This window comes from Pseudomonas sp. C7.1, assembly GCF_056312395.1.
Map to the genome: position 1 here is coordinate 594548 of NZ_JBWDTL010000003.1, position 15868 is coordinate 610415.

Here is a 15868-nt window from a genome sequence, read left to right on the forward strand (position 1 = left end):
GCTGCGCGACGTTAAAAATGACTCCCGGCCATTTTTTAGTGTCGAGTGGTTTATCCAGCCATCGACAGCCGATTGCGACCACCGCGCTTGGATACGTACAGCGCGCTGTCGGCGCGGCGCAGCAGGCTTTCCATCGACTCGCCCGGCAGCAGGGTGGCGCAGCCGAGGCTGACCGACAGTTCTATAGCGCGGCTCTCTACCAGGTACTGAATGCCCAGCACCGCCATACGCAAACGTTCGCCAACCATCGAGGCAGATTCGCGGCTGGTGTTGGAGAGCAGCACCATAAATTCTTCGCCGCCGAAGCGGAACACCATGTCGACGTTACGCAGGCTATCTTTCAGCGCGGTGGCGACGGCTTTGAGCGCTTCATCGCCGATCAGGTGGCCGTGGCTATCGTTGATGCGTTTGAAGTGGTCGATGTCGACCATCAGCACCGACAGCGGCTGCAGGGTGCGACGGGCAATGTCGACTTCGCGCTTGAGCGTTTGCTGCATGGCGATGCGGTTGCCGGTTTCGGTCAGCGGGTCGCGCAGTGCGCTTTGTACTGCAGCGCGGTAGAGCAGGGCGTTGCGCAGCGGAAACAGTAGGCTGGCGAGCAGCGATTCGAGCTGGCCCAACTCATCTTCACTAAAGCGCTGGTTGCGGCGGAAGGTCAGCTCACCAAGGAATTCGCCGTCGTGATTCAGGCGATAGCCGGCCGAGTGATTCGCGCGCTCGCCCAGCTCCAGGCGCAGGTCGCAGGAGGCCAGTTGGTAGCTGAGGGCGCTGAGCGGTACCAGGCGCTGCACTTCGCTGTAGAACAGCTCGAGAATGCGTTCGGCTTCCAGTGAGGTCTGCAGGCGCAGGCTCAGCTGTTGACGCAATTGCGCTAGGCTGACCGGCTTCAGATTTTTTTGCATGTGGCCGGCATAGCCAAGGCGCTGCAATTTGGCTGCGTCGAAATCGATGGTGTTGGACTGGTTGTGCGGGGCCATGAAGCTCTACCTCTTGCGCAATACGCGACGACAGAAGGGATAGAGCGAATTCCGTGCCAATCTCAGTTTTGTACTGAAATTTCTTTTATTTCATGTGGTTAGGTTATTGCCCTACGGCGGGGCGGCAATTCTTTGCCGGTTAACTGGCGGAGCTGCTGGCAATTTGATGCCAGCTGATTCGCTTGCCGCCGGAAAACCGGCGGTAGGAGCGAGGGGTGTTCGGTTGAGAAGCCGCGCAGCGAAACCAGATGAGGCCTGCCGCCGCCTGTTGGGCTTCGCTGCGCTCAACGCCAACCTACCCATGCATGCCGCTTACCGCAGGACCGATGCGCAGCGGATCAGTTGAACTACTGCGCGTCAAATGCCTGACCGTTGACCCCTGTACTATCCGGCCCCATCAGGTACAGATAGACCGGCATGATGGCCTCAGGCAGTGGGTTATTTTGCGGGTTTTCCCCCGGGTAGGCCTGGGCGCGCATATCGGTGCGGGTGGCGCCTGGGTTGACGCTGTTGGCGCGCACGCTGGCGATACCGTCGATTTCATCGGCCAGTACCTGCATTAAGCCTTCGGTGGCGAACTTTGATACTGCGTAAGCGCCCCAGTAAGCACGGCCCTTGCGACCAACGCTGCTGGAGGTGAACACCACCGAGGCGTCCGTCGAGAGCTTGAGCAGCGGCAGCAGGGTACTGGTGAGCATAAACATGGCGTTGACGTTGACTTGCATAACGCGCATGAAGTTGTCGCCGGACAGCTGCTCCAGCGGCGTGCGCGGACCGATGATCGAGGCGTTGTGCAGAAGGCCGTCGAGTTTGCCGAACTCGGCCTCGATCATCGCCGCCAGTTCGTCGTATTGGTGCGGCAGGGCGGTTTCCAGGTTGAACGGGATCACCGCGGCCTGTGGGTGGCCGGCGGCTTCGATGGCGTCATACACGCGGCTGAGGTTTTCTTCGGTCTTGCCCAGCAGCAACACCGTTGCACCGTGGGCGGCGAAGGTCTTGGCGGCGGTTGCGCCAATGCCACGGCCGGCGCCGGTCACCAGAATCACGCGGCCCTTGAGTAGGTCGGGGCGGGCGGAATAGTCATGCATGGGTAAAGCCTCATTAATTCAAAAGCGGGTGGCGTCGCTGCGCGTTCGGTAGGTAGGCTTTAGCAGCTGCATAGGGCTTGATCGAGCACGGCGCGCAATTCCAGCGGATGGTCCACCACCACATCGGCGCCCCAGTTGCGTGGGTTGTCCTGCGGGTGGATATAGCCGTAGGTGACGGCGGCGGTTTTGCAGCCGGCGGCGCGGCCGGCTTCGATGTCGCGCTCGTCATCGCCAACAAACAGGGTGGCGGCGGGCTCCACGCCCATCTTCGCGCAGGCCAGTAGGATCATCTCCGGGTCGGGCTTGCTGCGGCTGACGTGATCCGGGCAGACCAAAACCGCCGAGCGCTGCGCCAGGCCGAGTTGTTGCATGATGGGTTCGGCATAGCGCACCGGCTTATTGGTCGCCACCCCCCAGATCAGCTTGGCCTGTTCGATGTCATTTAGCAGCTCATTCATGCCATCGAATGGCCGGGTCAGCACCGCGCACTGGCTCTCATAGCGTTCGAGAAACTCTAGGCGCAAGGCTTCGAAGCCTTCAGTCTCGGGGGCCATGGCAAAATTGGCGGCAACCATGGCCCGCGCGCCGCCGGACACCTGATCACGGATCAGGTTGTCAGCAATCGGCGGCAGGCCGCGTTCGGCGCGCATGGCCTGGCTGATGGCGACAAAGTCCGGCGCACTGTCGAGCAGGGTGCCGTCCATATCGAATAAAACCGCGCGCAAGCGCATCACGCCTCCTTGAGAGTCTGGATCATGTAGTTGACGTCGACGTCCGCTTCCAGCTTGTAGCGTTTGCTCAGCGGGTTGTAGGTCAGGCCGATGATGTCCTTGACCTCAAGACCCGCCTCACGGCTCCAAGCGCCGAGTTCGGAGGGGCGGATAAATTTCTTGAAGTCATGGGTGCCGCGCGGCAGCAGGCGCAGTAGGTATTCCGCGCCAATAATGGCGAACAGGTACGCCTTGGGATTGCGGTTGATGGTGGAGAAAAACACCTGACCACCAGGCTTAACCATGCGGTAGCAGGCGCTGATCACCGACGCGGGGTCGGGCACGTGCTCCAGCATTTCCAGGCAGGTGACCACATCGAACTGTTCAGGCATTTCTTCAGCCAGGGCTTCGGCGGTGATCTGCCGGTACTCGACGCTTACGCCCGATTCCAGCTGGTGCAACTGGGCTACTGCCAGCGGCGCTTCGCCCATGTCGATGCCGGTCACACTGGCGCCGCGCTGGGCCATGGATTCACTGAGAATGCCGCCACCGCAGCCGACGTCGAGCACCTTCTTGGCGGCCAGGCCGACGCGTTCGTCGATCCAGTTGACGCGCAGCGGGTTGATGTCATGCAGCGGCTTGAACTCGCTTTCGCGGTCCCACCAGCGATGGGCGAGGGCTTCGAATTTGGCGATTTCGGCGTGGTCGACGTTGCTCATATAGATCCCTGAATCAGGCTGCGGCGAGAGTGGGAGCGCAAGGTGCTCATGTTGCCAGTTTCGCCGGGTGGATTGGACGCCTGTTATGCGTTCAATGTATGTCAGTTTGTCGCAGTGCTCGCATTCTCTGGGTTGGCAATCACTTCTCGGCGATCTTCGCGCCCCAGGCGCGGGCATTGGCGATGATTCGTTGTTCGTCCAGGCGCGTCAGGTGGCCGGCGTCGAGCAATTGCTTGCCGCCAACCCACAGGTGTTCGACGCAGGCGCGGCCGCCGGCATAAAGCAGTTGCGAGACCGGGTCGTAGACCGGCTGTTGGGCCAGGCCTGAGAGGTTGAACACCGCCATATCTGCCGCCTTGCCGAGCTCCAGCGAACCGATCTGCTCATCCAGGCCCAGGGCGCGGGCACCGTTGAGGGTGGCCATGCGCAGCGCGCGGTGGGCATCCAGTGCAGTGGCGCAGCCAGCTACGGCTTTGGCCAGCAGGGCGGCGGTGCGGGTTTCGCCGAGCAGGTCCAGATCGTTGTTGCTCGCTGCGCCGTCGGTGCCGATGGCGACGTTGACCCCGGCCTGCCAGAGTTTTTCCACCGGGCAGAAGCCGCTGGCCAGTTTGAGGTTGGATTCGGGGCAATGGATCACGCTGCTGTTGCTTTCTACCAGCAGGGCCAGGTCTTCATCATTTATCTGGGTCATGTGCACGGCCTGGAAGCGCGGACCCAGCAGGTCTAGGCGTGCCAGGCGGGCCAGTGGCCGTTCGCCGTGTTGCTCCAGGCTCTGCTGCACTTCAAAAGCGGTTTCGTGCACGTGCATGTGGATGCCTGCGTCCAACTCTTCGGCGAGCATGCGGATGTTTTCCAGCTTGTCGTCGCTCACCGTATAGGGCGCGTGCGGGCCAAAGGCCACACTCAGGCGCGGGTGGTGCCTGAGGTCGTCGAACAGCGCCAGGCCCTTGCGCAGCGACTCGTCTGCATCACGGGCGCCAGGAATCGGGAAATCCAGTACCGGAATAGTGATCTGCGCGCGAATACCGCTGCTGTGCACCAGTTGGCTGGCAGTTTCCGGGAAGAAGTACATGTCGGAGAAACAGGTGATGCCGCCCTTGAGCTGCTCGGCGATGGCCAGCTCGGTGCCGTCCTGGACAAACTGCTCGTTGACCCACTTGGCCTCGGCCGGCCAGATGTGCTTTTCCAGCCAGGTCATCAGCGGCAGATCATCGGCCAGGCCACGGAATAGAGTCATGGCCGCGTGTCCGTGGGCGTTAACCAGGCCAGGTGTGAGCAAGCGGCCGGGCAACTCAAGCACATGCAGGGCGCTGTGTTTGAGCGCCTCAGCGCGCGGGGCGATCAGCGCAATGCGCCCGTCACGGATGCCCAGGCCATGCTCCAGCAGCACCACGCCGGCGGGCTCGACCGGGACCAGCCAGGTGGGCAGCAGTAGCAGGTCGAGTGGGGCTTGGGACATAAGGGCGCTTCCGGCAGTCAGTAAAGTGGCGAGTTTATAGAGGAACGCCCTAGGCTTGAAGCTGCACGCGCTTTATCTGGCGGGCTGCGGGCGCGATGTGCGGGGTGCTGTGCGTATAATGGTCGGCTTTTTCCGGCGGAGGTATGTCATGCGCGAGCAATTGCTAGCGGCAGAGAAGGTCAGGGCCATCGAGTGGCGTGACGGCACTCTGCACCTGCTCGATCAGCGCGCGCTGCCTTTCGAGGAAACCTGGCTGAGCTACCACTCGGCCTCCGATGTTGCCGAGGCGATCCGCAGCATGGTGGTGCGCGGCGCGCCGGCCATCGGCATCAGTGCGGCCTATGGGATTGTGCTGGCCGTGCGGGCTCGTCTGCAGGAGGGCGGTGACTGGTGCGCGGCGTTGCAGGTGGATTTTGACCTGCTAGCGGCTTCGCGGCCGACGGCGGTTAATCTGTTCTGGGCGCTTGAGCGCATGCGTGAGCGGCTGGCACGGCTGAAAAGCCATGACGATCCGTTGGCGCTACTGGAGGCTGAAGCCATCGGCATTCATCAAAGTGACCGCGAAGCCAACCTGACCATGGCCCAGCTGGGCGTTGACCTGATCCGCAAGCATCAAGGTAACCAGCAGAACCTGCTGACCCACTGCAATGCCGGCGCTCTGGCCACGGGCGGCTTTGGCACGGCGCTGGGGGTGATTCGCGCGGCCTTCCACGATGGTTTGCTTGAGCGGGTATACGCCGACGAAACCCGGCCCTGGCTGCAGGGTTCGCGTCTGACCGCCTGGGAGCTGGCGGCTGATGGCATTCCGGTGACGGTGAATGTTGACTCGGCGGCCGCGCACCTGATGAAAACCCGTGGCATTACCTGGGTGATCGTTGGGGCGGATCGTATCGCCGCCAATGGTGATGTGGCCAACAAGATTGGCACCTATCAGCTGGCGGTGAATGCCATGCACCACGGCGTGCGTTTTATGGTGGTGGCGCCCAGTTCAACCATCGACATGGCCATGGAGCACGGTGACGACATCGTGCTAGAAGAGCGCGACGCCAGTGAACTGCTGGAGCTGGGCGGCAAGCGCATCGCGGGCGGGGCTGGTGAGATAGGCGCGCTTAATCCGGTATTCGATGTGACCCCCGCCGACCTGATCGACTTTATCGTCACCGAAAAAGGTGTGGTTGATCGCCCGGATGCAGAAAAAATGGCGCAATTGATGTGCCGCAAGCGTCTGCATTGAGTTTCCCTGCGGGTACGCATCCCTGGTCTGCTGGCTGCTGCTGGGGATAGGTGCGCCGCAGTGATTGTGGTAAGCTCCGGCGGTTTTCGAGGGTGCCCGTTATGGGCCTCTTACCTGCGCAGATGCATGGCATAACTTATTGATTTGTCGTGAGTCGCTGTAGAACACAGGTCGCAGCGACAGGCTCCACACCACTCAGGACGAGCGGCGCGGAGTTCCACCAGAAAAAGGAACAAGGCTACTCATGGGCGAACTGGCCAAAGAAATCCTCCCGGTCAATATTGAAGACGAACTCAAGCAGTCCTACCTCGATTACGCGATGAGCGTAATCGTCGGGCGAGCGCTGCCGGATGCACGTGATGGCTTGAAGCCCGTGCACCGCCGTGTGCTGTTTGCCATGAGCGAGTTGGGCAACGACTGGAATAAGGCATACAAGAAGTCCGCCCGTGTGGTCGGTGACGTAATCGGTAAATATCACCCGCACGGTGATACGGCGGTGTACGACACCATTGTCCGCATGGCGCAGCCATTCTCCCTGCGTTACCTGCTGGTCGACGGCCAGGGTAACTTCGGTTCGGTGGACGGCGATAACGCCGCCGCCATGCGTTACACCGAAGTGCGCATGACCAAGCTGGCCCATGAGCTGCTGGCCGACCTACACAAAGAAACCGTGGATTGGGTGCCGAACTACGACGGCACCGAGATGATCCCTGCGGTTATGCCGACCAAGGTTCCTAACCTGTTGGTCAACGGCTCCAGCGGTATCGCCGTGGGCATGGCGACCAATATTCCGCCGCACAACCTCACGGAAGTGATCAACGGTTGTCTGGCGCTGATCGACAACGGCGAGCTGACTGTCGATGAGCTGATGCAGTACATCCCCGGTCCGGACTTCCCGACTGCGGCGATCATCAACGGTCGCGCCGGCATCATCGAGGCGTACCGCACCGGTCGTGGCCGCATCTATATGCGTGCCCGCGCCATTATCGAAGACATCGACAAGGTCGGTGGCCGCCAGCAGATCATCGTCAGCGAGCTGCCGTATCAGCTGAACAAGGCGCGCCTGATCGAGAAGATCGCCGAGCTGGTTAAAGAGAAGAAGCTCGAAGGCATCACCGAGCTGCGTGATGAGTCCGACAAGGACGGCATGCGCATCGTCATCGAGCTGCGCCGTGGCGAAGTACCGGAAGTGGTGCTCAACAACCTCTACGCCCAGACCCAGATGCAGTGTGTGTTCGGCATCAACGTGGTGGCGCTGATCGACGGCCAGCCGAAGGTCCTTAACCTTAAGGACATGCTCGAAGCCTTTATTCTGCACCGCCGTGAAGTGGTCACCCGCCGCACCGTATTCGAGCTGCGTAAAGCCCGCGAACGTGGCCATATTCTTGAAGGCCAGGCGGTTGCGCTGTCCAACATCGACCCGGTTATCGCCCTGATCAAGGCCTCGCCGACCCCGGCTGAAGCCAAGCTGGCGCTGATTGCCACGCCCTGGGAATCCAGTGCGGTGGAAACCATGGTCGAGCGCGCCGGTGCCGACACCTGCCGCCCGGATGATCTCGATCCGCAGTACGGTCTGCGCGACGGCAAGTACTTCCTCTCGCCGGAACAGGCCCAGGCCATCCTTGAGTTGCGTCTGCACCGTCTGACCGGTCTTGAGCATGAAAAACTGCTGGCCGAATACCAGGAAATTCTCACCCAGATTGGCGAGCTGATCCGCATCCTCACCAGCGCCACGCGCCTGATGGAAGTGATCCGCGAAGAGCTGGAAGCGGTCAAGGCCGAGTTCGGCGACAAGCGCCGCACCGAGATCCTCGACAACCGTCTGGACCTGAGCCTGGCCGACCTGATCACCGAAGAAGAGCGCGTAGTCACCATCTCCCACACCGGTTATGCCAAGAGCCAGCCGCTGCATGCCTACCAGGCGCAGCGTCGCGGCGGTAAGGGCAAGTCGGCCACTGGGATCAAGGATGAGGACTACATCGAGCATCTGCTGGTCGCTAACAGCCACGCCACCCTCTTGCTGTTCTCCAGCAAGGGCAAGGTCTACTGGCTGAAGACCTACGAAATTCCGGAAGCCTCGCGCGCCGCCCGTGGTCGTCCGCTGGTCAACCTGTTGCCGCTGGACGAAGGCGAGCGCATCACCGCTATGTTGCAAGTTGACCTGGAAGCCCTGCGTCAGCAAGCGCCGGAAGGCGACGAGCCGGACGATATTGAAGGCGTAGTGGTCGAGGCTGAAGAAATCGAAGACCTGGCCGAAGGCGATGACGCTGACGACGAAACCCCGGATGAACCGACCGGTGCCTACATCTTTATGGCCACGGCCAAAGGCACGGTTAAGAAGACTCCGCTGGTGCAGTTCAGCCGTCCGCGTAGCTCGGGCCTGATCGCCCTCAAATTGGATGAAGACGACACCCTGATCTCCGCCGCCGTTACTGACGGCGCTCGCGAAGTGATGATGTTCTCCGACGGCGGCAAGGTGATTCGCTTCAAGGAAAGCAAGGTGCGCACCATGGGCCGTACGGCTCGCGGTGTGCGCGGCATGCGTCTGCCGGAAGGCCAGGAAATCATCTCCATGCTGATTCCTGAGCCCGAAGCGCAGATTCTCACCGCCTCCGAGCGTGGCTACGGCAAGCGCACGGCGATGGCCGAGTTCCCGCGTCGCGGTCGTGGCGGCCAGGGCGTGATCGCCATGGTCAGCAACGAGCGTAACGGCAAGCTGGTCGGCGCCGTGCAGGTGCTTGAATGCGAGGAAATCATGCTGATTTCCGATCAGGGCACTCTGGTGCGCACCCGCGTCAGCGAAGTCTCCAGCCTCGGCCGTAACACCCAGGGCGTGACCCTGATCAAGCTGGCCAAGGATGAAACCCTGGTCGGTCTTGAGCGCGTGCAGGAGCCTTCGGCGGAAGACGACGAAGAGCTGCTGGAAGGCGAAGAGGGTTTTGACGGCGCAGTTGAGGATGCAGGTGATGCACCCGAAGCCGCAGCTGACGAAAACCCGATCAGCGAAGAGTAATCGCTGCAAGCCGTAGGATGGGTTGAGCGAAGCGATACCCATCGAGTGCGTAGGATGGGTTAGCCGCGTAGCGGCGTAACCGATCGGCGGGAGCACGTCATCCCCGGCTCGACCGCTATCCGCTCGATGGGTTACGCCTTCGGCTAACCCATCCTACGGGCTAACTCATCCGGCGAGGATCGTAGGATGGGTTGAGCGAAGCGATACCCATCGAATGCCCCATCGTGAGACACGGTGGTGTTCAGTGAATCTGAGAGAGAGTGGATGTGAGCAAGCGAGCCTTTAACTTCTGCGCCGGCCCGGCCGCGCTTCCTGAAGCTGTTCTGCAACGCGCCCAGGCGGAGCTCCTCGATTGGCAGGGCAAAGGCCTGTCGGTGATGGAGATGAGTCACCGCAGCGACGAATACACTGCCATCGCGGAAAAGGCCGAGCAGGATCTGCGCGACCTGATGGAAATTCCGTCCGACTACAAGGTGCTGTTCCTGCAGGGTGGGGCCAGCCAGCAGTTTGCTGAAATCCCGCTCAACCTGCTGCCCGAAGACGGCGTCGCCGACTATATCGACACCGGTATTTGGTCGAAGAAAAGCATCGAAGAAGCCAGCCGCTACGGCAACATTAATGTCGCCGCTAGTGCCAAGGCCTATGACTACTTCGCTATTCCTGGGCAGAACGAGTGGCAGCTGTCGAAAGACGCCGCCTACCTGCACTACGCCAGCAACGAAACCATTGGTGGCCTGCAGTTCGACTGGATTCCCGAAGTCGGCGACGTGCCGCTGGTGGCGGATATGTCTTCCGACATCCTTTCGCGCCCGATCGATGTGTCGAAGTTCGGCCTGATCTACGCTGGCGCGCAGAAGAACATCGGCCCCAGCGGCCTAGTAGTGACCATTGTCCGTGAAGACCTGCTCGGCCGTGCCCGCAGCGTCTGCCCGACCATGCTCAACTACAAAATCGCGGCCGATAACGGTTCGATGTACAACACCCCGGCGACTTTCTCCTGGTATCTGTCCGGCCTGGTGTTCGAATGGCTGAAAGAGCAGGGCGGGGTCGAAGCCATGGAGCGGATCAACCGCGCCAAGAAAGACCTGCTGTACAAGGCTATCGATACCAGCGATTTCTACAGCAATCCGATTGCCCATAACGCCCGCTCCTGGATGAACGTGCCGTTCCGCTTGGCCGACGAGAAGCTGGATAAGCCGTTCCTCGCCGGCGCCGATGCACGTGGCCTGCTCAACCTGAAAGGCCACCGTTCGGTCGGCGGCATGCGTGCCTCTATCTATAACGCCGTGGGCATGGACGCTGTTGAGGCACTGGTGGCCTATATGGCCGAGTTCGAGAAGGAGCATGGCTGATATGTCCGAACCTATATCCGAGCAAGAGCTGCAAGCCCTGCGCCTGCGCATCGACACCCTAGATGAGCGCATTCTTGAGCTGATCAGCGACCGTGCGCGCTGCGCCGAAGAAGTAGCGCGGGTGAAGATGAAGGCCCTGCCGGAAGGCGAGAAGCCGGTGTTCTACCGCCCTGAACGCGAAGCCCAGGTGCTCAAACGCATCATGGAGCGCAACCAGGGGCCGCTGGGCAACGAGGAAATGGCGCGGTTGTTCCGCGAAATCATGTCCTCCTGCCTGGCCCTGGAAAATCCGCTCAAGGTCGCTTATCTCGGCCCGGAAGGGACTTTCTCTCAGGCCGCAGCGATGAAGCATTTCGGTCATGCGGTGATCAGCGTGCCGATGGCGGCTATCGATGAAGTGTTCCGTGAAGTGGCTGCTGGTGCGGTGAATTTCGGTGTGGTGCCGGTGGAGAACTCCACCGAAGGCGCGATCAACCACACCCTGGACAGCTTCCTCGAACACGACATGGTCATCTGCGGCGAAGTCGAGCTACGCATTCACCACCACCTGCTGGTCGGTGAAACCACCAAGACCGACAAGATCACCCGCATCTATTCCCATGCCCAGTCCCTGGCACAGTGCCGCAAGTGGCTGGACGCGCATTACCCCAACGTCGAGCGCGTGGCGGTGTCGAGCAACGCCGATGCAGCCAAACGGGTGAAAAGCGAGTGGAACAGCGCGGCGATTGCCGGCGATATGGCGGCCAGCCTGTACGGCCTGACCAAGCTGGCGGAAAAGATCGAAGACCGTCCAGACAACTCCACGCGCTTCTTGATCATCGGCAGCCAGGAAGTGCCGCCTACCGGCGACGACAAGACCTCGGTCATCATCTCCATGCGCAACAAGCCGGGCGCGCTGCACGAGCTGCTGGTGCCGTTCCACAACAACGGCATCGACCTGACCCGCATCGAAACCCGTCCGTCGCGCAGCGGCAAGTGGACCTACGTGTTCTTTATCGACTTCGTCGGCCATCACCGCGACCCGCTGATCAAGGACGTGCTGGAAAAGATCAACCAGGAAGCCGTGGCGCTGAAAGTGCTGGGCTCTTATCCGAAGGCGGTGCTTTAAAACTGCTGCGGCATGCCTCAGGTCTCAAGCTGCACGCGCATCGACGCCGGGCTGTACTTGGGGCTTGCGGCTTTAAGCGTGAGGCTTTGCTATGACCGATTTCCTCGCCCTGGCCCAGCCAGGCGTACAAAAGCTGTCGCCCTATGTGCCGGGCAAACCGGTGGATGAGTTGGCCCGTGAGCTGAATCTGGACCCGGCCAGCATCGTTAAGCTGGCCAGCAACGAGAATCCGCTGGGCCCCAGCACTAAAGCACTGAAAGCGATTCGCGCTGAACTGAGTGATCTGACCCGTTACCCCGATGGCAATGGCTTCGAGCTGAAAAGCCGCCTGGCCGAGCGTTGTGGCGTGCAGATCAATCAGGTCACCTTGGGCAATGGTTCCAACGATATTCTCGATCTGGTCGCCCGCGCCTATCTGGCTCCAGGCTTGAATGCGGTATTCAGCCAGTACGCCTTTGCTGTCTATCCCATCTCGACCCAGGCCGTCGGTGCTCAGGGCAAAGTGGTGCCCGCGCAGAACTACGGCCACGACCTGGAAGCCATGCTGGCGGCCATCGACGAAAGCACCCGCGTGGTGTTTATCGCCAACCCGAACAACCCGACCGGCACCTGGTTCGGCCCAGACGCGCTGGAGCGCTTTCTCGCTCGCGTACCCGGCAATGTGCTGGTGGTATTGGATGAGGCTTATATCGAGTACGCCGAAGGTGATGAGCTGCCGGACGGCCTCAAGTATCTGGCGCGCTATGACAATTTGCTGGTCTCGCGCACCTTCTCCAAGGCCTATGGCCTGGCCGCGCTGCGCGTCGGCTATGCAATCAGCTCGGCGCAGATCGCTGATGTACTCAACCGCGTGCGCCAGCCATTCAACGTCAACAGTCTGGCCTTGGCTGCCGCCTGTGCGGCTCTGGATGATGCCGATTACCTGGCGCAAAGCCGTGCGCTTAACGATGCCGGCATGGCACAGCTGGAAGCCGGCCTGCGTGAGCTGGGCCTGAGCTGGATTCCTTCGAAAGGCAACTTTATCGCCGTGGACTTTGCTCGTGACACCGCAGCGATCAATCAGGCGTTGTTGCACGAGGGCGTTATCGTGCGGCCGGTTGCCGGTTACGGTATGCCGAACTTCCTGCGCGTATCGATTGGTTTGCCAGCGGAGAACGCACGCTTTCTTGAGGCTCTGGCCAAGGTGCTCAGCGCGTGAGTGAGGCCAAATCTGCTGTCACTCAGGTGCAACCTGTTGCCCCTAAGCTCGGTCGCCTAGTGGTTATCGGCCTGGGCCTGATTGGTGGCTCTTTTGCCAAAGGCTTGCGCGAGCGCGGCGTGTTTCGCGAAGTGATAGGTGTCGATCTGGACCCCGAGTCACGGCGGCTAGCCGTCGAACTGGGCGTGGTCGATCATTGTGAGTCTGACTTGGCAGCCGCTTGTCAGGGTGCTGATGTGATCCAGCTGGCGGTGCCTATCCTGGCCATGGAGAAGCTGCTGGCGGAACTGGCCAAGCTTGAGCTGGGCGCTGCAGTACTCACCGATGTCGGCAGTGCCAAGGGCAATGTGGTGCGCGCCGCGCGTCTGGCCTTTGCCGGCAAGGCGGTGCGTTTTGTCCCTGGCCACCCGATTGCCGGTTCCGAGCAGAGCGGGGTGGAAGCCTCCAATGCGCAGCTATTCCGCCGCCACAAGGTGATCCTCACGCCCTGCGAGCAGAGCGATACGTCTGCCCTGGAACTGGTCGACAGCCTATGGCGCGAGCTGGGCGCGGATGTTGAGCATATGGAGGTCGAACATCACGACCAGGTGCTCGCCGCCACCAGTCACCTGCCACACTTGTTAGCCTTTACCTTGGTGGACTCACTGGCCAAACGCAGTGAGAACCTGGAAATCTTTCGTTACGCCGCTGGTGGTTTCCGCGACTTCACGCGGATCGCCGGCAGTGATCCAGTCATGTGGCACGACATCTTCCTCGCTAACCGCGAGGCCGTGCTGCGCACGCTGGACGTATTTCGCGACGACCTCGACGCCTTGCGCGACGCGGTTGACGCAGGGGATGGGCATCAGTTGCTGGGCGTATTTACTCGCGCCCGGGTTGCCCGTGAGCATTTCGGCAAAATTCTGGCCCGCAGGGCCTATGTGGACGCTATGCACTCGAATGATCTGATTTTCCTGGCTAACCCTGGCGGCAAACTCTCCGGGCGTATTCGCGTTCCAGGCGACAAGTCCATCTCCCACCGTTCGATCATGCTCGGCTCGTTGGCTGAAGGCACCACTCAGGTCGAAGGCTTCCTTGAAGGTGAAGACGCCTTGGCAACACTGCAGGCGTTCCGCGACATGGGTGTGGTTATCGAAGGCCCGCATCATGGTCGGGTGACCATTCACGGGGTTGGCCTGAATGGCCTGAAGGCGCCAGCCGGCCCACTCTATATGGGCAACTCCGGCACCTCGATGCGACTGCTTTCCGGTTTGTTGGCCGCGCAACCCTTCGACACCACCCTGACCGGTGATGCCTCGCTGTCCAAGCGGCCGATGAATCGTGTCGCCAAGCCGTTGCGTGAAATGGGCGCTGTGATCGAAACCGCACCGGAAGGTCGTCCGCCGCTGAACATCAAGGGCGGCCAGCGCCTGACCGGCATGGACTACGAGATGCCCATGGCCAGCGCTCAGGTGAAATCCTGCCTGTTACTGGCCGGCCTCTATGCTGCAGGCCGTACCTCGGTGACTGAGCCTGCGCCAACTCGCGATCACACCGAGCGCATGCTGCGCGGTTTCGGTTATCCCGTAACGGTGGATGGCAGCACGGCAAGCGTCGAGTCGGGCCATAAGCTGACGGCGACTCATATCGAAGTGCCGGCGGATATCTCCTCGGCTGCATTCTTCCTGGTCGCCGGCAGCATTGCCGAAGACTCGGAGCTGGTGCTGGAGCATGTCGGCATCAACCCGACCCGCACTGGTGTCATCGATATTCTCAAACTGATGGGCGGCGACATCACCCTGGAAAACCAGCGTGAAGTCGGCGGCGAAGCCGTGGCTGATATTCGTGTGCGCAGCGCCAAGCTCAAGGGCATCAATATCCCGGAAGACTTGGTGCCCCTGGCCATCGACGAATTCCCGGTGCTGTTCGTGGCGGCTTCGGTGGCCGAAGGGCGCACCGTACTGCGCGGCGCCGAAGAGCTGCGGGTCAAGGAGTCCGACCGGATTCAGGTGATGGCCGATGGCCTGATTGCCCTGGGCGTCAGGGCCGAGCCAACGCCGGATGGCATCGTTATCGAAGGCGGCAGCATCGGTGGGGGCGAAGTCTGGGCGCACGGTGATCACCGTATCGCCATGTCGTTCAGCGTCGCCTCGATGCGCGCTACGGCGCCGATCCGTATCCATGATTGCGCCAACGTCGCCACCTCGTTCCCCAACTTCCTGGCGCTGTCGGCCCAGGTGGGCATCCGTGTAGCCGAGGAGGGCAAGGCATGATCAATGCACCGGTTATCACCATCGACGGGCCAAGTGGCTCGGGCAAAGGCACCATTGCCGGTCTTCTGGCCAAGCAGCTGTGCTGGAATCTGCTGGATTCCGGTGCGCTGTACCGTTTGCTGGCCTTTGCAGCCGGCAATCACGGCGTTGATCTGACCAACGAAGAGGCGATGAAACTGCTCGCCGCTCATCTGGATGTGCAATTTATCGCCGCCGGTGGCGGTCATGGTCAGCGCATTATCCTTGAGGGGGAGGAGGTCACTGATCTGATTCGTAACGAGCAGGTCGGCGCCGGTGCCTCGCAAGTGGCATCGCTGTCTGCCGTGCGTGAGGCTCTGCTGCAGCGTCAGCAGGCATTTCAGGAAATGCCGGGGCTGGTTGCCGATGGTCGTGATATGGGCACCGTGGTATTCCCCGATGCCCCGCTGAAGATTTTCCTCACCGCCAGCGCCGAGGAGCGTGCCCGCCGCCGTTACTTGCAGTTGAAGGCCAAAGGCGATGATGTTAATCTCGCGAGTCTTCTTGATGAGATTCAGGCGCGCGATGAGCGTGATACCCAGCGTGCAGTGGCGCCGCTCAAGCCGGCAGCCGATGCGATCCAGCTGGATTCCACTGAACTCTCCATCGAACAAGTGCTTGAACGAATTCTGAGTGAAGTCGCCAATCGCGATCTCGCCGGATGATTAGAGCCACAGCTGCTTTAAGCTGACCGGCTCGCAAGGAGGCGTACGGGAACCCAGTCTTCGTCCCGTTTGCCT

Annotated in this window: 12 protein-coding genes; 7 read left to right on the top strand and 5 right to left on the bottom strand. The window is 61.2% G+C overall.

The annotated features are described in order from the left end of the window. Positions 1-50: 50 nt before the first annotated feature. From AC0T4W_RS06055 to AC0T4W_RS06075, 5 genes are all read right to left on the bottom strand, one after another. Entirely contained in the window at positions 51-977 is a 927-nt protein-coding gene (locus AC0T4W_RS06055; RefSeq protein WP_476317427.1) for a GGDEF domain-containing protein, read from the bottom strand. 347 nt (positions 978-1324) lie between these two features. Next, positions 1325-2065 (bottom strand): YciK family oxidoreductase, encoded by a 741-nt coding sequence (locus AC0T4W_RS06060; RefSeq protein WP_476317429.1) that lies wholly within the window; start codon positions 2063-2065, stop codon positions 1325-1327. A 59-nt stretch (positions 2066-2124) separates the two neighbouring features. After that, a complete protein-coding gene (gene mupP, locus AC0T4W_RS06065; RefSeq protein ID WP_476317432.1) occupies positions 2125-2796 on the bottom strand; it encodes an N-acetylmuramic acid 6-phosphate phosphatase MupP in 672 nt (223 codons plus the stop codon). Continuing rightward, complete coding sequence (gene ubiG / locus AC0T4W_RS06070; RefSeq protein WP_476317435.1) at positions 2796-3494, bottom strand: bifunctional 2-polyprenyl-6-hydroxyphenol methylase/3-demethylubiquinol 3-O-methyltransferase UbiG; 699 nt, start codon at positions 3492-3494, stop codon at positions 2796-2798. Before ubiG ends, mupP begins: the two co-directional genes overlap by 1 nt. A gap of 139 nt (positions 3495-3633) precedes the next feature. Continuing rightward, on the bottom strand, positions 3634-4953 hold the full coding sequence (locus tag AC0T4W_RS06075; protein WP_476317438.1) for a TRZ/ATZ family hydrolase: 1320 nt from the start codon (positions 4951-4953) through the stop codon (positions 3634-3636). Positions 4954-5101: 148 nt separating this feature from the next. On the opposite strand from AC0T4W_RS06075, the gene mtnA reads away from it, so the two are divergent. The 7 genes from mtnA (at position 5102) to cmk (ending at position 15793) form a co-directional block, all read left to right on the top strand. Then, positions 5102-6187, top strand: coding sequence for an S-methyl-5-thioribose-1-phosphate isomerase (mtnA, locus tag AC0T4W_RS06080; RefSeq protein WP_476317441.1), 1086 nt, complete (start codon positions 5102-5104; stop codon positions 6185-6187). A 244-nt stretch (positions 6188-6431) separates the two neighbouring features. Continuing rightward, complete coding sequence (gene gyrA, locus AC0T4W_RS06085) at positions 6432-9200, top strand: DNA gyrase subunit A (RefSeq protein ID WP_476317444.1); 2769 nt, start codon at positions 6432-6434, stop codon at positions 9198-9200. Between the two features lie 266 nt (positions 9201-9466). Then, the gene (serC, locus tag AC0T4W_RS06090) at positions 9467-10552 is read left to right on the top strand and encodes a 3-phosphoserine/phosphohydroxythreonine transaminase (protein ID WP_476317447.1); all 1086 of its coding nucleotides are present in this window, start codon (positions 9467-9469) and stop codon (positions 10550-10552) included. Between the two features lies 1 nt (position 10553). Then, a complete protein-coding gene (gene pheA, locus AC0T4W_RS06095; protein ID WP_476317450.1) occupies positions 10554-11660 on the top strand; it encodes a prephenate dehydratase in 1107 nt (368 codons plus the stop codon). A gap of 91 nt (positions 11661-11751) precedes the next feature. After that, positions 11752-12858: a histidinol-phosphate transaminase gene (hisC, locus tag AC0T4W_RS06100; protein ID WP_476317453.1), complete on the top strand. Its 1107-nt coding sequence runs from the start codon at positions 11752-11754 to the stop codon at positions 12856-12858. Further along, positions 12855-15110, top strand: coding sequence for a bifunctional prephenate dehydrogenase/3-phosphoshikimate 1-carboxyvinyltransferase (locus AC0T4W_RS06105; protein ID WP_476317455.1), 2256 nt, complete (start codon positions 12855-12857; stop codon positions 15108-15110). Before hisC ends, AC0T4W_RS06105 begins: the two co-directional genes overlap by 4 nt. Next, on the top strand, positions 15107-15793 hold the full coding sequence (gene cmk, locus AC0T4W_RS06110; protein ID WP_476317458.1) for a (d)CMP kinase: 687 nt from the start codon (positions 15107-15109) through the stop codon (positions 15791-15793). Before AC0T4W_RS06105 ends, cmk begins: the two co-directional genes overlap by 4 nt. The last annotated feature ends 75 nt before the right edge of the window (positions 15794-15868 follow it).